Annotated in this window: 15 protein-coding genes; 4 read left to right on the top strand and 11 right to left on the bottom strand. The window is 49.1% G+C overall.

The features are described 5' to 3' along the window. Positions 1-30: 30 nt before the first annotated feature. The 9 genes from gltB to pilM all read right to left on the bottom strand — a co-directional run bounded on the left by gltB (position 31) and on the right by pilM (position 12,798). Positions 31-4,485, bottom strand: coding sequence for a glutamate synthase large subunit (gltB, locus tag EHS89_RS18770; RefSeq protein ID WP_124927708.1), 4,455 nt, complete (start codon positions 4,483-4,485; stop codon positions 31-33). 174 nt (positions 4,486-4,659) lie between these two features. After that, positions 4,660-6,291 (bottom strand): AAA family ATPase, encoded by a 1,632-nt coding sequence (locus EHS89_RS18765; protein ID WP_124927707.1) that lies wholly within the window; start codon positions 6,289-6,291, stop codon positions 4,660-4,662. A 9-nt stretch (positions 6,292-6,300) separates the two neighbouring features. Further along, a complete protein-coding gene (aroB, locus tag EHS89_RS18760) occupies positions 6,301-7,377 on the bottom strand; it encodes a 3-dehydroquinate synthase (protein WP_124927706.1) in 1,077 nt (358 codons plus the stop codon). A gap of 16 nt (positions 7,378-7,393) precedes the next feature. Further along, a complete protein-coding gene (gene aroK, locus EHS89_RS18755; protein ID WP_276330368.1) occupies positions 7,394-7,912 on the bottom strand; it encodes a shikimate kinase AroK in 519 nt (172 codons plus the stop codon). Between the two features lie 12 nt (positions 7,913-7,924). Next, the gene (locus EHS89_RS18750) at positions 7,925-10,048 is read right to left on the bottom strand and encodes a type IV pilus secretin PilQ (protein ID WP_229753584.1); all 2,124 of its coding nucleotides are present in this window, start codon (positions 10,046-10,048) and stop codon (positions 7,925-7,927) included. Beyond that, positions 10,048-10,593, bottom strand: coding sequence for a pilus assembly protein PilP (locus EHS89_RS18745; protein ID WP_124927705.1), 546 nt, complete (start codon positions 10,591-10,593; stop codon positions 10,048-10,050). Before EHS89_RS18745 ends, EHS89_RS18750 begins: the two co-directional genes overlap by 1 nt. Further along, positions 10,577-11,179: a type IV pilus inner membrane component PilO gene (locus tag EHS89_RS18740; RefSeq protein WP_124927704.1), complete on the bottom strand. Its 603-nt coding sequence runs from the start codon at positions 11,177-11,179 to the stop codon at positions 10,577-10,579. Before EHS89_RS18740 ends, EHS89_RS18745 begins: the two co-directional genes overlap by 17 nt. Before the next feature lie 2 nt (positions 11,180-11,181). Continuing rightward, positions 11,182-11,730, bottom strand: a complete 549-nt coding sequence (locus EHS89_RS18735) for a PilN domain-containing protein (protein WP_124927703.1) — start codon at positions 11,728-11,730, stop codon at positions 11,182-11,184. Between the two features lie 9 nt (positions 11,731-11,739). Beyond that, a complete protein-coding gene (pilM, locus tag EHS89_RS18730; protein ID WP_124927702.1) occupies positions 11,740-12,798 on the bottom strand; it encodes a type IV pilus assembly protein PilM in 1,059 nt (352 codons plus the stop codon). A 152-nt stretch (positions 12,799-12,950) separates the two neighbouring features. Here pilM and EHS89_RS18725 point away from each other — a divergent pair, with 152 nt between their 5' ends. Further along, a complete protein-coding gene (locus tag EHS89_RS18725) occupies positions 12,951-15,482 on the top strand; it encodes a penicillin-binding protein 1A (protein WP_124927701.1) in 2,532 nt (843 codons plus the stop codon). Positions 15,483-15,728: 246 nt separating this feature from the next. Here EHS89_RS18725 and EHS89_RS18720 read toward each other — a convergent pair whose 3' ends face one another. Then, positions 15,729-16,997: a malic enzyme-like NAD(P)-binding protein gene (locus EHS89_RS18720; protein WP_124927700.1), complete on the bottom strand. Its 1,269-nt coding sequence runs from the start codon at positions 16,995-16,997 to the stop codon at positions 15,729-15,731. Between the two features lie 286 nt (positions 16,998-17,283). Further along, entirely contained in the window at positions 17,284-17,499 is a 216-nt protein-coding gene (rpmE, locus tag EHS89_RS18715; protein ID WP_124927699.1) for a 50S ribosomal protein L31, read from the bottom strand. Positions 17,500-17,694: 195 nt separating this feature from the next. Here rpmE and EHS89_RS18710 point away from each other — a divergent pair, with 195 nt between their 5' ends. From EHS89_RS18710 to EHS89_RS18700, 3 genes are all read left to right on the top strand, one after another. Further along, positions 17,695-19,896 carry a primosomal protein N' gene (locus EHS89_RS18710; RefSeq protein WP_124927698.1) on the top strand — a complete coding sequence of 734 codons (2,202 nt, stop codon included), beginning with the start codon at positions 17,695-17,697 and terminating at the stop codon, positions 19,894-19,896. Positions 19,897-20,022: 126 nt separating this feature from the next. Next, entirely contained in the window at positions 20,023-21,708 is a 1,686-nt protein-coding gene (gene argS, locus EHS89_RS18705) for an arginine--tRNA ligase (protein WP_124927697.1), read from the top strand. A 13-nt stretch (positions 21,709-21,721) separates the two neighbouring features. Next, positions 21,722-22,438, top strand: coding sequence for an SPOR domain-containing protein (locus tag EHS89_RS18700; protein ID WP_124927696.1), 717 nt, complete (start codon positions 21,722-21,724; stop codon positions 22,436-22,438). The last annotated feature ends 32 nt before the right edge of the window (positions 22,439-22,470 follow it).

Genomic DNA, 22,470 nt, shown 5'->3' with positions numbered 1-22,470 from the left:
CTTAATACCTGTAAACCCGATGACACTGTTTTACTCCGGACGCGAACGCATATCCGTCAACAATGCTCCCAGACTGGCTGCTTTAGGCTTAACCAGCCAGAAACGACCAATATAGTCATCGAAGTTATCAACAATCTGATTACCCCATTCACTACCGGTTTCACTAACGAAACCGATGATCACAGAGCGCAGGTGGTTTTTGTATTCTTCCATATGCTGTGGTGCCACACGGTGGATCTCCACCAGCTCATGGTTATACTTATCAACAAAGGTGTTATCCATATCCAGCACGTAAGCAAAACCGCCGGTCATACCCGCACCGAAGTTATAGCCAGTTTCGCCCAACACTGTGATCAGACCACCGGTCATATACTCACAACAATGGTCGCCAGCACCTTCAATCACCGCATGACAGCCAGAGTTTCGTACTGCAAAACGCTCACCGGCACAGCCTGCTGCGTACAACTTACCGCCGGTAGCACCATACAGACAGGTGTTGCCGATAATCGCCGTTTCGTTGCTGGCAAAGGTCACTGCATCAGGCTGACTGATAACGATTTTACCGCCGGCCATGCCTTTACCGACGTAATCATTTGCATCACCTTTAAGATAAAGCTCCTGACCACCGGCATTCCACACACCAAAACTTTGCCCGGCATGACCGGTAAAGTTAAAGCGGATAGGCTTGTCGCTCATGCCCAGATTGCCATGAACCTTCGCAATTGCACCCGAGGTACGGGCACCGACAGAACGGTCACAGTTAGTGATAACCAGCTCAAACTCAGCACCCGACTTATCATCAATCGCCTGCTGCGCTAATTCAGCCATCTTAGTGTTCAGCTCAGCCAGATCGTAAGGATCGTTCTGGTCGACCTGACAAGTCTGAGGATACTCAGCCGGGATACCTGCATCAGATATCAGCGGCGACAGATCCAGCTTGGCATGCTTGGCTGTCGTACCGTCCAATAGTTCCAGCAGATCAACGCGACCCACCAACTCTTCCATACTACGTACACCAACAGAGGCCATCCACTGACGGGTCTCTTCAGCGACGAAACGGAAGTAATTCTTAACCATCTCTACCGTACCGCGATAATGCTTATCACGCAGAACATCGTTCTGAGTAGCAACACCGGTAGCACAGTTATTAAGGTGACAAATACGCAGGTACTTACAACCTACAGCAACCATCGGCATAGTACCGAAACCGAAGCTTTCTGCGCCCAGGATAGCGGCTTTAACCACATCCAGACCGGTTTTCAGGCCACCGTCTGTCTGCAGACGAATCTTACCTCGCAGATGGTTTCCACGTAGAGACTGGTGTGCATCAGCCAGACCCAGCTCCCATGGCGAGCCGGCATAGTGAACCGAAGTCAGCGGACTAGCTGCTGTACCACCGTCATAACCGGAAATCGTAATCAGATCCGCATAGGCTTTAGCCACACCGCAAGCGATGGTGCCAACACCCGGACGGGATACCAGCTTCACGGATACCAGACCTGCAGGGTTAACCTGCTTCAGGTCGAAAATCAGCTGCGCCAGATCTTCAATAGAGTAAATATCATGATGCGGCGGTGGCGAGATCAGTGTCACACCCGGTACAGAATAACGCAGACGTGCGATCAGGCTGTTAACCTTACCACCAGGTAGCTGACCACCTTCGCCCGGCTTAGCACCCTGAGCGACCTTGATCTGCATGACATCAGCATTGATCAGGTATTCCGGGGTTACACCGAAACGACCGGAAGCAACCTGCTTAATCTTAGAGCGCTTATTCGTACCATGACGGGCTGGATCTTCACCACCCTCACCGGAGTTAGAACGACCACCCAGCTCGTTCATCGCCATTGCCAGACACTCATGTGCCTCTGGTGACAAAGCACCCAATGACATCGCCGCTGAGTCAAAACGCTTAAAGATGTTCTCAACCGGCTCAACTTCGCTTAGCGCGACAGACTTAGTATTTTTCGACAGCGCCATCAGATCACGAATAGTCGCTACGCCACGCTTATTAACCAGATCAGCATATTGCTGGTAATCGTTACTTTCACCACTACGCACCGCAGTGTGGATAGTACGGATCACGTCCGGGTTGTAAGCATGGTATTCACCACCGTGAACATACTTCAGCAAGCCACCCTGTTGGATCTTTTTACGTGCAACCCAGGCTTCTTCAGACAGGCTCAGCTGATCTTTCTGGAAATCGCTAAAGTCTGCACCTTCGATACGACTGGCAACACCGGTAAAGCACAGATCAACCACTTCCGAGCTCATACCTACCGCTTCAAACAGTTGTGCACCACGATAAGAGGCAACCGTTGAGATACCCATCTTCGACAGGATCTTCATCAGGCCTTTATTGATCCCTTTACGGTAGTTCTCATGGCTGTCCAGCCAGTCCATCTGCAACTCACCAGTCGCACAAAGATCTGTCAGCACACGATACGCCAGGTATGGATATACCGCTGTTGCACCAAAACCAAACAGTACTGCAAAGTGATGAGGGTCACGTACAGTTCCGGACTCAACAATAATGTTGGCGTCGGCACGCAGCCCTTTATTGATCAGGTGATGGTGAACCGCACCGGTCGCCATCGATGCGTGAACAGGCAACTTACCCTGCTCGATCGCAAAGTCCGACAGGATAATAATAACCTTACCATCCCGCACCAGCTGTTCAGCCTGATCAGCAATATTCTGAATCGCAGCTTTAAGATCCATCTCAGCCGGATCGTAGTTCAGCTGAATGGTAGCAACTTCAAAGCCTGCCTCAGTATTGTTCTTCAAACGCAGGAATTTACTGGCCGACAATACCGGCGTAGTCAGAATAACCCGACGGGCATGTTCTGGCGTTTCTTCAAATACATTTCGCTCGCCGCCGACACAGGTTTCCAGCGACATAACGATCGCTTCACGCAGCGGATCGATCGGTGGGTTAGTTACCTGAGCAAACTGCTGACGGAAATAGTCATAAACAGAACGGACCTTAGACGACAGCACTGCCATCGGCTTATCATCACCCATGGAGCCAACTGCTTCCATCGCGGTTTCACCCAATGGACGCAACACCTGATCACGTTCTTCGAAGGTCACCTGGAACATCTTCATGTGTGTTTTGACCTCTTCAGGGGTCATATCACAGAAAGACTGAGACTCTTCAGTCAGATTCATGGTCTGCTCAAGCGGCAGCGCGTTTTCACGCATCCACTGCTTATATGGCTGAGCTTTCTTCAGGCGTTCATCAACATCGGCAGTGTGGAGCACTTCACCGGTCTGAGTATCAATAGACAGAATCTGACCCGGACCTACACGGCCCTGAGATACGATATCTTCGGGCTTGTATGCGAACACACCAATTTCAGATGCAGTACAGATATAACCATCTTTGGTCATTACCCAACGGGAAGGACGCAGACCGTTTCTATCGAGCATACAAACGGCATAACGACCATCGGTCATTACCATGCCGGCAGGACCATCCCACGGCTCCATATGCATAGAGTTGTAGTCATAGAATGCGCGTAGCTCAGCATCCATAGTATCAACGTTCTGCCAGGCTGGCGGCACGATCATACGTGCAGCACGGTACAGGCCCATACCACCGGTCAGCAGGAATTCCAGCATGTTATCCATACTGGAAGAATCAGATCCGGTGGTATTAACAATTGGCTGCAACTCGTCAACATTCGGCAGCTGCTCAGTAACAAACTTACTAGAGCGGGCACGGGACCAGTTACGGTTACCTTCGATGGTATTGATCTCACCGTTGTGCGCCAACAAGCGGAACGGCTGAGCCAATGGCCAGCGTGGCGCAGTATTGGTTGAGAAACGCTGGTGATAAGTACAGATAGCTGTTGCCAGCGTCTCATCACTCAGGTCTTGATAGAATACCGGCAGATCTACCGGCATCGTCAGACCCTTATAGGAAATAACTTTGTCAGACAGACTACAAATATAGAAGTCCGCGTCGCTGGACAACGCATTCTCTGCCTTACGACGAGCGGTATACAGGCTAACTGTAAACTCCCGCTCCGACTTATCAGTCGTTACAAATACCTGCTCAATTTGTGGCAGAGTATCTTTTGCTATTGGACCCAGACAGCTTTCATCAGTTGGCACAACACGCCAGCCAACAACATTCAGTCCCTGAGCCGCCAGTTCTTTATTCAGAGTTTCACGCGCCGCATCCGCCAGCGCTGGCTCTTTAGACAGAAACACCATGCCCACGGCATAGTTTTCTCCTAATTCAACACCCAGCTCGCTTTTCGCAGCCGCTCGCAGAAACGCATCAGGCTTTTGCATTAACAATCCGCAGCCATCGCCGGTCTTACCGTCTGCCGCGATCCCACCACGGTGAGTCATACATGCAAGTGCTTCAATCGCCTTCAACAATAAGTCGTGACTTGGCTCCCCTTGCATATGGGCCATTAAACCAAAACCACAGTTGTCCTTGAACTCACCAGGGCGATACAGACCTTTGCTCATAAACGAATCCCACCAAAAAGTTCTTATTTATCAGTATATTACCGCCTTCAATTTCCGGCCGCAGTTGCGAATACGGGGAAAAAGGGACAGGTATTTTACACAGCGAGGGTAGGAAGGACAAATTATAAGCAACGCAGAAGATATTTTTGTTTCAGAACGCTATACAAAAATATTTTATTTTCTGGCAGCCAGGTCCGCCTGAATCCCCTGAATTGAACGCGCCCAGGGCTTCAACCTGACTAAGCCCGAAGGTAGAGATTTACTGGCCGCAGCGGCCGCTGCACGATCTTTATACTGACCATATACAACGACGAACCAGGGTTTATTTTTATACTCTGTTTGAAACAGATAAAATTTTTGCGGCTGAGCCTGAGCGTTAATAAATTTTTCTGCACTCTGGCGTGCGCCCGCACCAAGCATCTGCAGCGTATAACTGGTATCAGCCCAGCTAAGCAGCGCTTTTTCTGCCGCACTGAGGGGTGCTGAGGCCACAGAAACAGGCGCAGCCTTAGTCGCAATAGATTCTTTAGCCGAAATAGTAGCTGGAGCAATAGTTGAAGTCGCGACAGTCGGCTGAGTTTTAGTCTCAGCGGCAGCATCTACCCGTATCTCTTCCACTACCGGCTTTTCAACTACAGATTCTTTAACACTGATCTGCTCAACAACAGGAGCTATCGGTGGCTGGGCTGCTTCTACCGTCGCAATAGTTGTCTCAGCGATTACCGCAGGTTTAGATATTACAACCTCAGCATCCTGCTTTAGCTGGCTATCTTGCCCAGGGGTATAAGTGGCGGGCTTATTCAGCACAACCGTTTGGGCTTCGGTGTTCGCATTGGCCTGAGTACTAGCAATAGCGACTTCATCGACCGGAGCCGCCGTATCAGCAGGAACAACCGATTCTTTCTCTACAGGCACCTGCAACTGAACCTGCGTTCTGTCGTTGTCGGTGGCAACAGTACCGGGCCAGAACTGCCACAGGGCAACGCTCAGCACTAACAACATAACCGTCGCTATACCTACCAGATAATTGCGTGGCATTCCGGGTTCAGTGCGGGTGCGGCTAACATTGCCTGAACGAAAGAACTGCTCTACCTGCTGATTGAGGGATCCCGGATAGCCGGAAGATGCCTCATACACTGCGGTTAACTGCTTTTCTGTTAGCGATTGTGCTGCACTGTATCGTTGTGCAAGATAGCTATGCGCCTCCTCTGCAGTGAAGCGTTGCAGCTCTAACTTATGTACCTGGGCTTCCAGTAGAGAGAATTCCTCAATCTGCTGTAAGCGGCTATTCAGAAGATCGGTTCCCGCCATTAGCAAATGTGGCTTAAGCGGCAAGCCCTGAGCATCACTCAGCATCTGTAACAGAAGCTTAAGCGCACCGACATCCAGTAATTCAGCGTTATCAGCAATAATTATCCATTGAATGTGCTCAGCAGCCATCACCTGAACAAAATCATAGATACCATTCAGTATCTGCTGATCATCAGTATCAGTAATAATTTGCGGACTCAGCTGCTCACTCAACGCCTTAAGCATCGCAGTAAGGCTGGTATTAACCGCTCCGTCGATATGGCAGACTCTGATAGTACGGTCTGGCTCAGAATCCCTTAAACGTTGTAACAGGGTTGATTTGCCCGCACCATCCGGCCCGATGACCAGCAGCAGAAAATCACTGAAACGATTCAGGTGCTCCAGCTTTTCGACAAGCTGTAGCCGGGAAGATGGCTCAAAAAAGAAACTCTTGCGCTCTGCCGCATTAGAAAATGCTTCAGCCAGGGCCTGATTTCCATTTTTTTCAGCCATCATCAACCCCCTTTAAGCGCAAAACTGATCTAGTGTTTGCTGAAGTAAATCCGGATCAAACTGATCAGTAACAACAGCCTGACCCAATGAACGCAGTAAAATCAGCCGGAGCTGACCATCAATGACCTTTTTATCAACCGCCATCAGATCCATAAACTGCTTCGCTGTCATGCCCTTAGGCGCATCAACCGGTAACTGCGCCGCTTCCAGAATACGGATAGTGCGGCTGTAATCGGCGTCTGAAAGCCACCCTAACCGCCTGGACAAGTCGGCAGCCATTGCGGTTCCTGCTGCGACGGCCTCGCCATGCAGCCAGTTGCCATAGCCCTGACAAGACTCTATAGCATGACCAAAGGTATGACCGAGATTGAGCAGCGCCCGTATACCTGACTCTTTCTCATCCTGCGCAACCACTTCGGCTTTAATTTCACAGGAGCGATAGATCGCCTGGGTTAGCAGCCCGGTATCACGCCCAACCAGACCACTCATATTTGCTTCTAACCAATCAAGAAACTCAGCATCATAGATCAGCCCGTATTTAATCACTTCAGCCAGTCCGGCTGACAGTTCTCTGTCAGGTAATGTGGACAGGACATCAACACTGGCAAGCACAACCTGCGGCTGATGAAATGCGCCGATCATATTCTTACCCAACGGATGATTGACGCCGGTTTTACCACCGACAGATGAATCTACCTGGGAAAGCAACGTGGTTGGAATCTGAATAAAATTGACACCACGTTGATAGCTGGCTGCCGCAAACCCTGTCATATCACCAACCACTCCTCCGCCTAAAGCGATCAGAGTCGTAGTGCGATTATGACGTTGTTGTAACAACTGATCATAAACCGCATTCAGCTGCTCCAGCGTTTTATACTGTTCACCGTCAGGAAGAATAACCTCATCGACCTGCACTGCAGGTAAGATATCCCTGATCTGTTGAAGATACAGTGGTGCCACCGTTTCATTACTGACGATAAGCACCTGATTACCCTTAATGTAAGGTTTCAGATTATCCGCACTAAAAAGATTGGTTCCGATAAAGATCGGATAGGATCGTTCGCCCAGGTCAACATTAAGAGTTTGCATGATGAGGAGGTATTCTCTATTTAACTATCTGCTTTTCACGAAGGTCTGCAATTATATCAGCAACAACCGCTTTAGGGTTGCGCCGATCGGTTTCAACAACGATATCCGCCACCTGCACATAGAGAGGATGCCGAAGCTCCATCAGCTCTGTTAGCACAGCCTTGGGATCAGGCGTTTGCAACAAAGGCCTGTTTTTATCCCGCGCCGTTCGCTCTAACTGCTGTTCAACAGACGCTTTGAGGTAAACCACTGTACCCCGCCCCTGCAGATTTGAGCGGTTTTCAGGACGCAGAACAGCCCCGCCGCCGGTCGCCAGTACCTGACCATCTTCTGCACTCAGAAGATCAATCATATTCGCTTCCCGGTTACGAAAACCATCTTCCCCTTCCACATCAAAGATCCAGGGGATATCCGCGCCGGCACGCTCCTCAATTACTTTATCGGAGTCGACAAAGTTCAGTTTAAGCTCCTGAGAAAGAAGACGCCCTATGGTGCTTTTTCCAGCTCCCATAGGGCCTACAAGAAATATATTCAAATTACGCTAGCCTTACTGACTGGATAACGATTCCCGTACCAGTTTAGGTGTGATAAAGATAAGCAACTCTGATTTACTGTTTTTTGTCTGGCTGTTACGAAACAGATGCCCCAGCACAGGAAGATCACCCAGCAATGGTGTTTTATTGACCACATCGCGGGTTTCATTTTCAAAAACACCACCCAGAACAATCGTTTGGCCATCAGGCACAACGACAGATGTTTCCAGCTCATTATTTATAATACTGATTTCGCCATTCGGCAGAAGGTCACCAACCGAATCTTTCTTAATAATCAGATCCATCGCAATCCGATCACCCGGATTAATCCGTGGCGTCACATCCAGTGAGAGTACAACATCTTTAAATGCAACACTGACCTCACCATCTTCCACTGTCTGATAAGGGATCTCCTGACCCGACTGTATCATCGCAGCTTTACCGTTGGTTGTTACTATCTTAGGTTGTGAGATGACTTCAACCCGACCATCGGTCTCCAGTGCTGACAGTTCCAGTTGTAACAAAGTACTACTGGATGCTATACCTACTGCTACCGATGCAGGACTGGTAACCGCCGCCCCCAGATCAACCATCAAGCCGCTAGGCACACTACCCGGCGAAGAGACATCGGAAATAGTACTACCGATAGAGATTGAGTTGGTACCTGCATCGCCATAGCCCAGCCCCCACTTAATACCCAGATCTTTAGAGACATCAGTATTTGCAGTGACTAAGCGCGCTTCGATCAACACCTGCGCAACTTCTGTATCAAAACGACGCAACGTGCTGCGTATCTCTTCCATCCGCTTGGCTGTTTCACGAACCATCAACACATTGGTTTCATCGTCTGCCAGGATAAAGCCCCGTTCAGATACCAGCTTCGCCTCATTCAGACGCGCCATCATATCAGAAGACTTGCGGAAATCGACCTGAATAAACTCTGTACGCAACGGCGCCAGCTCTTCAACCTGCTTAGAACTTTCCAGCTCAACTCGCTCACGCTCCGCAATCTCGTCTGCCGTACCGATCAACATCACGTTACCCATCTCACGCTTATCAAGCTTATGGGTATTGAGTATCAGATCCAGCGCCTGATCCCAGGGAACATTTTTTAGTCGTAAAGTGATATTACCATTCACATTCTCACTCACAACCAGGTTCATCTCGGCTACTTCTGCGAGAATCTGTAGCACTGAACGCACTTCAACATTCTGAAAATCAAGATCGATTCGCTCACCCTGATACGGGAAACGCTCTTCTTCAATCGCTTCCTGCTCAGCACGAGTGATAGGCTTCAGATCAACAAACAACTGATTGTTAGTCTGATAAACCATGTAATCATAAGGCTCTGCGGTTGGTTTAATCAGTATTGAACTATTTTCACCGCTGGCCATGGAATCAATAAACATAACCGGCGTGGCAAAATCCTGCACATCAATCCGGTTCTGCATACTGGCTGACAGATCAACACCTAACAGGTTAACAACAATATTATTGCCTTCCTCAATAACGTCTACACCAGCACGATCATCGGATAAAGATACAACCACGCGCCCGGCACCTTCAGCCGTGCGTTCAAAATCGACTCCTTGTACCCGGGTTTTATCAGAAACCTGAGCGGGTTTCTGTGTTGCAACAGGTTCATTTTTTGCTGCAGTCGCTGTAGCGACAGGTTGCTTAGCTCCACTTTGCTTAACCGCTCTGCGATCACCCACCGTCAGAAACAGACTATTACCATCAGCCCTGGTATCAAAAGAGGAGGCCTCATACAGATTAACAACAACTCGCAAACGACCTGCCACCTGAGCAAAGTTGAGTGTTTCAACATTACCGCTTTCAACACTTAACTGACGTACATCCTGTGCATTTTCAACACCCCACATATCCAATACAAGCCGTGCAGGGCTATCGGTCATATATGATTTGGGAATTGATGGTGGCGCGTCAAAATCAAAACGAATTTCAAGCTTATTATCCGGCAGCGCAACAAAAGAGGCCTCATTCAGCGTCGCATCCGCAGCTGAAACGGTCCATGACAACAAGCACAAACTGATGACCAGGCTCGCAAATTTAGCGACCATGGAATAAGCCAGCCTTCCCGCCTGAATATATTTATTCACAGTAATCACCATCATCATCAATCCATCACCACGCTACGGGGGCGCTTCATCCAACCACCCCGACCATTTGAAACAATCTCTACCAGTTCGACACTATCGCTGTTTATGGTCGTTATCTCGCCATAATCGGTACCCATATAGTCACCACTCGATACGCGATGCACTTCACCGGCATTATCTTTAATCAAAGCCCAACGGGAGCCGTCGGCACTCATATTTATACTGCCTACCATTTTAAGGTTATCCAGCGAAAAGGTTTCCAGATAATCTTTTGCTCTATCCTGATCGGGCTTAATGCCATTATTTGCGGCATTAGTATCATCCTCTGGATCAAGCACCACAATAGCAACCAGAGGCTTAAAAGGACTACGCATACTGGCCCCTTCATAGACAAAGCTATGATAAGGCTTAAATTCAGGCAGCGGTTTTATACTGGCAGTTTTTTTCTGTTTTTCTTTAGCCACAAAATTGCGCAGATCATTTGTGTCATCAATCCAGACACAGCCACCCAGAAAAAGGCTGGCCAACAACGCAACCGGAAACAGTCTATTTAGTGTCATCATAACGATACGTCTTCGCGCTGATTGTCATACCCAGCTGCCCTTCAGCTGGCACAATACTATAGTCATGCAGAGTTACAATTCGTGGAATTGCTGCTACACCACTAACGAACTGACCCATTTGATGATAGGTCCCGTTCACCTTGATATTAATCGGCAACTCAATGAAAATTTCATTTTTCTTCTCTGCCGCCAGAGAGATCAGTTGAATATCCAAACCGCTGGAACGGCCAATTTCGGTAATATCCTCCAGCAGCCCCGGCACCTCTTTCTCTGTCGGTAACTGTTTTAACAGTTCAGCAAAGCGATCCGATACATCTTCCATCTGCCGTCTAAGCTGCGCCAGACTCGCTACCTGAGTCGTTTTAATTGTAATTTGAGACTTCAGGCCAGTCTCCTGCGAGATTTCCCGCTGCAATGCTTTCTCTTTATCCGTGGTATAGAAATAGACACCTAAGCCAATAACTATTCCGAACACCAGCAAATAAGCTATTACTTTAACGCCTATCGGCCAGTTACCAGCAGTACTCAGATCAAGGTCATCGGCATCAAAGCCTTTGAAGCTATTTTTTAATGCGTCCATTGCCATAATCAGTTCACCTCTTCCAGCGAGGGTTTCAATACCGGAACAGCCAGATCAAATTTTTTCATACCACTGTCATTGGCAACTTTTGAAAGGTTTGGCTCACCAAACCAGATACTGGCGTAAACACTGCGCATAAGATCAGATACGTCATCACTTTTTGACGCCAGCCCTGCTAGAGAGATCACACTGCCTTGTCGCTTTAGAGATTGATAATGGACGCCATCCGGCAATACCCGCACCATCTCATCAAAACTTCTGACAATCAGCGACCGGGTGCCCTGCAGCTCCTGTATCGCATTCAAACGGTTCAACAGTCTCTTACGCTTTTCTTTTAACTCTTTTATCTGTACCAGTTGCGCATCCAGCTGAGCAATCTCAGCACGCAGATAACCATTACGCGCCTTTTGACGATCTGTTTGCATATCGAAATAGAAACCGATCAAAAACACTACAACTGCAGCTAAAAAAGCTGCAGCAACAATATTGACCACAAACTGCTTCTGTCTCTCTGCCGCCAGTTCTTCGCGCCAGGCCCTTAAATTAATCTTTGCCATAGTCGCATCCTAGTGTTCAAAGCTACGCAACGCTAAACCACAGGCTTTCGCCAGCGTTGGTGCGTCCTGAGCTAATCGATCAGCATTGATCTTCGCATCCCGTTCCATTCCGGCAAACGGATTTGCCACCTCAACAGACAAACCAACTTCAGCAGCCATCTGTTCAGAAAGCCCCTCTATCGCCGAAGTGCCGCCCAGTAAATACAGCTTATTCAGTTCATTATGAGGGCCGGATGAATAAAAAAATTGCAGCGCACGAGACACTTGCTGAGATACAGTGCTACGAAACGGCAATACCAGCGACTGCTTAAGTTCATCTGACAGTTCCCCCGTCCTCAACAGATTCTCAACCTCTCCTGCTTTCAGGCCCGACTGCTGATGAATCGCGTTACTCAGATCATTTCCGCCAAATGCCTGTTCACGGTTATAAACAATTTCACCGTTCTTAAATACATTCAATGTCAGAGTGGAGGCACCAATATCAACAAAACCAACCAGCTGCTCCTGATCAAGCTCTGAATGTATCATCGGAAAAACCCGTTCAGTACCAAACCGATCTACATCGATCACTTCGCATTTCAGCCCTGCTCCGTTGATCGCATCTTCGCGCATCTCGACATCATCACGCCGACAAGCAACCAACAGAATATTATTCAGTTCTGTATTTCCCGTAACCGGGCCCAGAACTTCAAAATCCAGTGCGACTTCATTCAGGGGATAGGGAATAAAACGGTCAGCTTCAAGCTTAACCTGATCTTCAAGTTCAAACTCGGTAAAAGCGTTACTTAACTGAACGGTCTTAGAGATAACCGCCGAAGAGGGAACCGCGGCAACAGAAGTCGTCAGACTGCCTCCGCAAAGTTTAATACCACGCTCAATTGCTTCAGAAACCTGAGCGGCATCCTGAATACTACTTTCGATAACCGCAGTAGAGGGCAGAGGCACCACGGCATAAGAGTCCAGCTTAAGACTGCCCCCCCGTTTAGAAAGCGCCACCATTTTAACCGAAGATGAACCGATATCGATTCCGACCCATCCTTTTTCCTGTTTGCTAAGAAAGCTGAGCACAGTAAATTGTCCTTAAAATATCCCGCAGAATCCGCCGCCAATGACTCTAGCGCGGATTTAACAAAAATTAAACCACTGTTTCACTAGTGGCTAACACTTTCTTACAGATATAATAACTCGGCAATGAAAACATTAACTTTAAATAACCTAGCATGAAACTACTGACATCGTTACTTAAGCTTGGCCTTAAACTCACCATCTTGGGCTGTCTCCTCGGCGGCATAGCCCTGGCTGGCGCGTATTACTATCTTGCACCCAAGCTTCCTGATGTGCAGACCCTTAAGGTAGTTAAGCTGCAAACGCCTCTGCGAATCTATTCGGAAGATAATCAGCTTATCTCTGAATTTGGCGAAAAACGCCGCACGCCTATTCAATTTGAACAAATTCCGGACAATTTTATTAATGCATTGCTGGCCGCAGAAGACCGGAATTTCTTTAATCACATCGGCATTGATATAAAAGGACTGGCCCGGGCCGCCTTTCAACTGGCCAGCACCGGCCACATACAAAGTGGCGGTAGCACCATCACCATGCAGGTGGCTAAAAACTTCTTTCTTACCCGGGAACGCTCCTTTTTACGTAAGTTTAATGAGATTCTGCTTTCTCTGCAGATAGAGCAAGAGCTGAGCAAAGAGGAGATTCTTGAACTCTACATAAACAAGATCTATCTGGGCCATCGCTCCTACGGCATTCAAGCAGCCGCCAACATCTACTATGGCATGAACATCGATCAGCTAAGCCTGGCGCAACACGCAATGATTGCCGGCTTACCTAAAGCACCCTCAGCTTATAATCCGATTACCAATCCAAGCCGGGCACTGGAGCGACGCAACTGGATTCTGAAGCGGATGCACAGCCTGAGCTTCATTAATGATGAAGATTACGAAACCGCCAGAACCTCGCCGGTTACCGCTGAGTATCACGGTACCCAGATAGACCTTTACGCCCCATACGTGGCAGAAATGGTACGTAATGAACTCTATCAATATTTCGATGACAGGCTTTACTCCGATGGTTTGAGAGTTTACACAACCCTGAATAGCGAAATGCAGACCGCCGCAAATAAAGCCGTTGAAGATGGCTTACTGGCTTACACAGAACGCCACGGCTATTTTGGCCCCGAACAAAAAGCAGCAGTGACAGATCTTAGCCAGGAAAGCATTGTTAAATCCCTCAAACAACAGCGCACCTATGGCTCCCTGTCTCCCGCAATTGTTCTGGAAACTGAAAAGCAACAAGCCAGCGTTTATATTAAAGGCATAGGTGTTACCAGCCTTGCCTGGGAAGAGATGAACTGGGCCCAGGAATTTAAAGGCCCTAACCGAACGGGCAAAAAGCCTAAGCAAACGGCCGATATCTTTAGTCCCGGCGATCTGATTCGGGTTCGCTTAACGGCTAATGAAAACTGGCGTTTATCGCAGATACCTAAAGTGCAGGGCGCATTTACAGCTCTGTCACCCGATAACGGTGCGATCAAAGCGCTAGTCGGTGGTTTTAACTTCAATCATAACAAGTTCAACCGGGCGACCCAGGCACAAAGACAACCCGGCTCAAACCTGAAACCATTTATCTACGCTTCAGCGCTAGAACAGGGCTATACACCCGCAACCCTTATTAACGATGCTCCGGTGGTGTTTCATGACACCAACCTGGAATCCAACTGGCGCCCAGAAAACTACAGTAAGAAATTTTATGGCCCAACACGTCTGCGGGAAGCCCTATACAAATCCCGCAACCTGGTTTCAATCAGAATCCTACGCTCTATCGGTATAGATACCGCAACGGAATTTCTGACCCGGTTTGGCTTTGATAAAACCCGCCTACCGAATAACCTGTCACTCTCTTTGGGTAGCGCTGATGTAACGCCACTAGAACTGGTCACAGGCTACGCCGGACTCGCCAATCAGGGATTTAAAGTTAACCCGTTCTTTATTGACAGAATCGAAGACTCCGAAGGCAATACTCTATACCAGGCCCAGCCAATGACAGTGTGCTCTGACTGTGTATACAGCCCTGATGCATCAGAAATCCCTAGCAACCTGACTGCTCTACAGATACAGCCTGAAACAGACTCTGACGCGCTATCGATCCCATTAGAATCTGATCAGGCAGCGGAAGAATCGAAGGAAGAGCCTGCCGAAGTAAGCACTAACTTACAGCCAGTATCCGGCCAGCAGATAACCACCCTTCCATTAGCTGAAAGAACCATGCAGCCACATACCGCCTTTATGATCTACAACATCATGCAAGACGTTATTACCCGCGGTACCGGCCGTAGAGCCCTGGCGCTTAAACGAACCGATATTGCAGGCAAGACGGGCACAACCAATGATCAGAAAGATGCATGGTTTTCAGGCTTTAACAGCGATGTAGTCGCAACCGCCTGGGTTGGCTTTGATCAGCCATCAACACTGGGGCGAAGAGAGTTCGGCGGCACTGCAGCACTCCCTATCTGGATCGACTTTATGAAAGTCGCTCTAAGCGACAGCCCTGATCTCCCTGCAGCGCAACCTGATGGCATGACCAGTGTGCGTATCGATCCTAAAACCGGCCTTCTGGCTTACCCAGGTCAGGAAAACGCTCTGTTTGAGGTATTCCCGGAAGACAGCGCACCCACAGATATAGCCCCTAACCCGGCACACACGAATACTGCCGGCAGCAGTCAGACCGATGAAATATTCTGATCTGCTTATCCAAACAACCTGACTAAAACAAGCCCGGCAATCGCCGGGCTTTTTTATTACTTATAGCAACCCGCCTCAGTAACAGACTAACCGTATTAAATGACCAATGAAGCAATACAGCCGATCCTAGTCAACTGGCCGGATTTTCTTACCCGGTAATACGACAGCAGACTAAAACGCCAGTTGAAATTATCTCAGACACAAAAAAACCCGGCATAGCCGGGTTTTTTTATTACCTACTGAAGCTTACTTCAGCAACGCATCAACCGTAGTCAGCGGGTAATGAGCCGGCAATGGCAAACGTGCAACACCAGTATCAATTGCTGCTTGCGCAACTGCACCAGAAACCGCACCCAGCAGACGCTCATCAGTTGGCTTAGGAATAATGTATTCACGACCGAATTCCAGAGAATCCAGTTCGTACGCATCAAGAACATCCTGAGGAACAGGCTGTTTAGCCAGCTCGGCCAGCGCCAGTACTGCAGCGGCCTTCATCTCTTCATTGATAGCAGAAGCACGAACGTCCAGTGCGCCACGGAAGATGAAAGGGAAACCCAGTACGTTATTTACCTGGTTAGGGAAATCAGAACGACCAGTCGCCATGATCACGTCATCACGAGTTTCGTGAGCCAGTTCGGGACGAATCTCTGGATCCGGGTTTGCACAGGCAAATACAACAGGGTTCGCAGCCATCTTGCTTAACTGATCAGCAGACAGCAGGTTAGGACCAGACAGTCCAACAAACACATCGGCGCCATCAATCGCATCATCCAGAGTGCGCTTATCCGTTTCAGAAGCAAATGCAGCCTTCTGAGGCGTCAGGTTATCACGACCTGAGTGGATAACACCGGTACGGTCGATCATATAGATGTTTTCAACCTTAGCACCCATATTTACCAGCAACGTCATGCAGGCGTGTGCAGCAGCACCGGCACCCAGACAAACGATAGACGCATCTTCCAGCTTCTTGCCAGCAATTTCCAGCGCATTGATCATGCCTGCTGCTGTTACAATCGCAGTACCGTGCTGATCATCATGGAATACAGGGATATTACAACGTTCAATCAGGGCGCGCTCAACTTCAAAACACTCAGGTGCTTTAATGTCTTCCAGGTTAATACCACCGAATGTATCAGCGATACGGGCAACGGTATCGATCAGCGCCTGCGGGCTTTCAGAATCAACTTCGATATCAATAGAATCTACACCTGCGAATTTCTTAAACAGCAGGGATTTACCTTCCATTACCGGCTTAGAAGCCAGAGGACCCAGGTCGCCCAGACCCAGAATAGCACTACCATTAGAAATAACAGCTACCAGGTTACCTTTTGCAGTGTAACGGTATGCTTCTTCAGGATTCTCTGCAATAGCACGTACAGGCTCAGCAACACCCGGGCTATACGCCAGCGCCAGATCACGGGCGGACGCAGCAGAAGTACTCAGCTCAACACTGATTTTACCTGGGCGAGGAAACTCGTGATAATCGAGTGCAGCTTGTTTCATATCTTCAGACATGGTCGCGGTTCCAACATAGTTATAAAAATTTGGGACTTGGCATCATATAGAAAAGCAAGCAGTCCCTCAACACAGCAAACAGCCCAAAAGCCTGACAAAAGCCCGATATACAGTGCATTTTCTACTACTTTCGACGGACTAAACAGAATTTACAAAAGAGCAATCCCTACAAAACAGGCGATCTCACTAGTTATGCCAAAGTTTAATAAAAATCAGCCTGTATTGATCAGAAACAAAAAAGGCACTCAAATGAGTGCCTTTTTCTATATCACAATGTGAAATTCTCTTACTTCTTAAGACCGCGTGCACCGAAACGCTTGTTGAAGCGATCAACACGGCCACCGGTAGTCGCATCTTTCTGCTTACCAGTGTAGAAAGGGTGACAAGCGCTGCATACATCGATGTGCATATCGTTGCACAGAGTTGAGCGAGTCTTAACTACGTTACCGCAAGAACAGGTTGCACTGATCTCTTCGTACTTAGGATGGATATCTTTTTTCATGAGAACCTCAGTTTTTGTATGCCGCCACCCGATCTTCTGCCGGGCACCGCATGCAGGCTTATACAAGCCTTATGGGATTAAGGCCGCGCATTATACGCACAGATCACTATCGCATCAAGCTTTTCACACACCCCGGTTAACAGCGCTTTAAAAAACACATACACTGTCGCCTCAGCTACGGAGACAACACCTTTTATGCCTTACCTGCGTCTGGCCATTCCCTCACCATTGAGACGTCTGTTTGACTACCTCCCCCCGGCTCAATGCGATCTGACAGAATTAAAACCTGGAGTGCGGGTTCTGGTACCTTTTGGCCGTCGAGAAGTCACAGGCATTCTTCTTGAAGTAACTGAAACAACTGAGGTTCCGGTTAATAAACTCAAACCAGCCATAAGCATTCTCGACCAGCAACCACCGTTACCTGAAACACTACTCAAACTGGCCCGCTGGGCGGGAAATTATTACCAACACCCTCTCGGCGATGCCCTGAGTCAGGCACTTCCTGTTCTGCTTCGTAAAGGAGAGCCCTGTGAATACGCTCACCAACACCTGTGGCGGGCAGCTAAAGATGCATCTATTGATGCATTAGGCCGCTCAGCTGCCCGTCAACGCGAATTACTACAGTTATTACTGGATCACCCACAGGGCATCAGCACCGATGCGATCAGAGCCGAAGGCGGACAAACTCCGCTGCTTAAAAAGCTTGAAGAGAAACAGTTAGCAGAATCATTTATTCATAAGCCGGACCATCAGTCGCACAACAACAATCCTCTGCATGAAGCCCCACTGACACTGAATCAGGAGCAACAAAAGGCAGTTGATAGCATCATCGACAAGTCAGGATTCGCCGCCCACCTGCTACAGGGCGTCACCGGGTCAGGTAAAACTGAAGTCTATCTGCAAGCCATTGAACACTTCATCAGAGCAGGTAAACAGGCACTGATACTGGTCCCCGAGATTGGTTTGACGCCACAGACTGTTGCGCGTTTCAAAGCACGCTTTAATCTACAAGTGGTCGTGCTGCACTCTAACCTCACCGACCGACAGCGACTGGATGCCTGGCTACAGGCCAAAGAAGGTATCGCCCGCATTATTATCGGCACCCGCTCCGCTATATTTACGCCGATGCTGCATCCCGGTGTTATTTTTATTGATGAAGAACATGATACGTCCTTTAAGCAGCAGGAAGGCTTTCGCTATTCAGCACGTGATCTCGCGGTCATGCGCGCTAATTATGAAAAAATCCCAGTAGTCATGGGCACCGCCACTCCCTCTATAGAAAGCCTGCATAACGCTAAGCAGGGACGCTACAACTGGCTTAAGCTCAACCAGCGCGCCGGTAATGCCCGCCCTCCTCAGTTTGAGCTATTAGATATCAAACAGTTACCCTTGCAAGATGGGCTTTCAACACCCCTGTTGCAACAGATCCGCAGCCATCTGGAACAGGGCACACAGGTTCTGATTTTCCTTAATCGCCGAGGCTTTGCCCCTACACTGATGTGTCACGATTGTGGCTGGCTGGCCGATTGTCGGCGCTGCGATGCTCATATGACGTTGCATCGAAAGCCATTTCATCTGCACTGCCACCACTGCGACAGTCAGCGTCCGGTACCGACACAGTGCGATAGTTGCGGTAGCACTGAACTCAAGCCGGTAGGTGCGGGTACTGAACGCACCGAAGAAGCACTTAAAAAACTTTTCCCCAAATTTCCGATTATCCGGGTCGATCGTGACACCACACAGCGCAAGCACGCGATGCAACAGATTATGGATCGCGTACATCAGGGTAACCCCTGTATCCTGGTCGGCACCCAGATGCTAGCCAAAGGTCACCACTTCCCTAAAGTAACGCTGGTTGCCATTCTCAACGCAGACAGTGGTTTATTCAGCGCTGACTTTCGCGGCATGGAACGTACCGCCCAGTTAATTCTTCAGGTTGCAGGCAGAGCCGGACGAGCTGAACATCCCGGCAAAGTGGTGATGCAAACCCATCATGCGGATCACCCGGTTATCAACAGTCTGGTCAATGAAGGCTATGAAGCCTTTGCTGATCAGGAACTTAATCAACGTCATGGCGCACAACTCCCCCCCTTGATTCACTGCGCTATGCTTCGTGCGGAAGCGAATCATCAGGGTAGGGCTGAACGTTTTTTAGCTAATCTTCGCAATATGCTACAAGAAGATATTCTGCAACCTGATGGCATTCAATGGCTTGGCCCCCTGCCATCCCCAATGGAGAAACGGGCCGGCCAGTTCCGTGCTCAACTGGTATTACAAAGCGCTAACCGTAAAGCCCTGCACCTGCAATTACAGAGTCTTACCCGAATCATCGACGCAGACCCTGAATCCCGTAAGGTACGCTGGTCTATCGATGTTGATCCCGTCGATATGTTCTGAGACAGCAAATATAGCTGTTGCAGGGGTTAACAAAGGGCCTGCGAAAAGGGATAATACGCGGTCTTTTTAGACAGCATAAACACAGCATCCCCTGTGTCCCTGAATTTAAGCCGGTACCCATTGAGCATGAAACAACATATTGCGGATCTGATTAATACTGCCCTGACCACACTGATTGAGGACGGCACGCTGCCGGCCGACACTCAGCCCAAAATCATGGTAGAGAATACCCGCGACAAGTCTCACGGGGACTTTGCCTCCAATATCGCACTGACGCTGGCTAAAGCAGCCCGCACCAACCCGCGGGAACTGTCGCAAAAGATATGTGCGGCATTGCCAGCTTCAGACAATGTTGAAAAAACCGAGATTGCCGGCCCCGGCTTTATCAATTTTTTCGTCAGCGACGCATCGACCGGCAATCTGATCAAAGTTATTCTGCAAGAAAAGCACAACTATGGCCGTAACAGTGACGGTGCAGGCCGTAAAGTGCAGGTGGAGTTTGTATCCGCCAACCCTACCGGACCACTACATATTGGTCACGGACGTGGCGCCGCTGTCGGCGACTGCCTTTGCCGCCTGATGGATGCCAACGGCTGGGATGTCACCCGTGAATTTTATTACAACGACGCTGGTCAGCAGATTAACAACCTGGCGCTCTCCGTTCAGGCGCGTTGCAAAGGCCTGAACCCGGATCATGAAAGCTGGCCTGCCGATGGCTACCGCGGCGATTACATTGTCGAGCTGGCCGAAAGTTTCATGCGTGGCGATACTGTTAAGTCTGCTGATCAGAGCTTCACCGGCACTAAAGATGCCGACGATCTGGACGGTATTCGTCACTTCGCCGTGGCCTATCTGCGTCACGAGCAGGATCTCGATCTGAAAGCATTCGGTGTTAATTTCGACGTTTACTTCTTAGAGTCTTCGCTATACACCGAAGGCAAGGTTGAAGCAGCAGTCAAAACACTGATCGATAATGGCTTCACCTACGAAGATGGCGGCGCTCTATGGCTGCGCACCACCGACTTTGGCGATGACAAAGACCGGGTTATGCGTAAAACCGACGGTGGCTACACTTATTTCGTTCCGGATGTTGCTTACCACCTGGACAAATGGCAGCGCGGTTTCGATACCGTTATTAATGAACAGGGTGCCGATCATCACAGCACGATCACCCGGGTTCGTGCTGGCCTGCAAGCACTTCAGGCAGAGATTCCCAAGGGCTGGCCTGATTACGTTCTGCACCAAATGGTTACGGTTATGCGCGGAGGTGAAGAAGTTAAAATTTCTAAGCGTGCCGGTAGCTACCTGACTCTGCGCGATCTGATTGACGAAGTAGGACAGGATGCAACCCGCTACTTCCTCGCAGCGCGTAAATCCGACAGCCACCTGAACTTTGATATAGATCTGGCCCGCTCGGAGTCTGCCGACAATCCGGTTTATTACATTCAGTATGCCCACGCCCGGGTCTGCTCCATCTTCCGTAAGCTGGCAGAAAACGATCTGCAATGGGATGAAACAATAGGTATCGATGCATTGGGGCACTTAGAGCTTGAAGCTGAAAAGCGTCTAGTTGTTAATCTGGGACGTTATCCGGAAATTGTTAAGCGGGCTGCTGCTAATCGCGCACCTAATCAGGTTGCAAACTACCTGTATGAACTGGCCAGCGACTTCCATACCTTCTACAACTCAGAAAAAACGCTGGTCGAAGACACCGATCTGCGTAACGCTCGTCTGACCCTTGCTGTCGCGGTACGTCAGGTACTGGCTAACGGACTGGATCTGCTAGGTGTTAGCGCTCCGGAACTGATGTAAGCGGAGCGACACTATGGCGCGCAAAGATTACGCAAAAAAACGCAATAGTGGAGCCGCAGCAAGCCGGGCTCCGCGACGCAAAAGCGCGCCAGCTAAACCGGCAAAAAAACCTTTCCCGTTAATAAGAGTCATATTCAGCCTGCTATTTCTGGTTGGATTTGGCTACGCCCTGTGGCAGCTCACATCGGTTAAACCTGATGATTCTCAAACTAATAGCTCTCAGGCTGAACAGACCGCAAAACAACAGCCATCGGCCACACGAAAATCTGAACCGGTTAACAAGCCCGCCGCCAAACCCGCTCAGGTGAAAAAGCCGGCGCCAGCCACCGCTTCTACAGCCAAACAGACAAAACAATCAGATCCATCTGACTCTGGCCCACCGGTTGTCGATCAGTCAGAACGGTTTGAATTTTATAAGATGCTCCCCAACAGCCAGGTCGACACGACCAATGTCGAGCCTTATAAGTCAACGCCTAAAGACGCCCAGTCTAAACACACCTATATTCTGCAGGCCGGCTCATTCCAAAGCGGCAGCGATGCGGAACGAATGCGGGCAAGGTTGATTCTGGAAGGCTTACCTAATGTACAAACCCGTAAAGTGACCAATAGTAACGGCACTATCTGGCATCAGGTGCGTACCGGCCCGTTTGACAACCGCTCCATGCTGAATAAAGCACAGGACCGTCTGGTGCGTATGAATATTCAGCCTCTTGTTAAGCGAATCGACTGAACTCTCACATTCATCTTATTCACAGCACCTTG

Source organism: Amphritea balenae (assembly GCF_003858655.1).
Classification (GTDB): Bacteria; Pseudomonadota; Gammaproteobacteria; order Pseudomonadales; family Balneatricaceae; genus Amphritea; species Amphritea balenae.
This window is presented reverse-complemented; position numbering and strand designations above follow the sequence as displayed.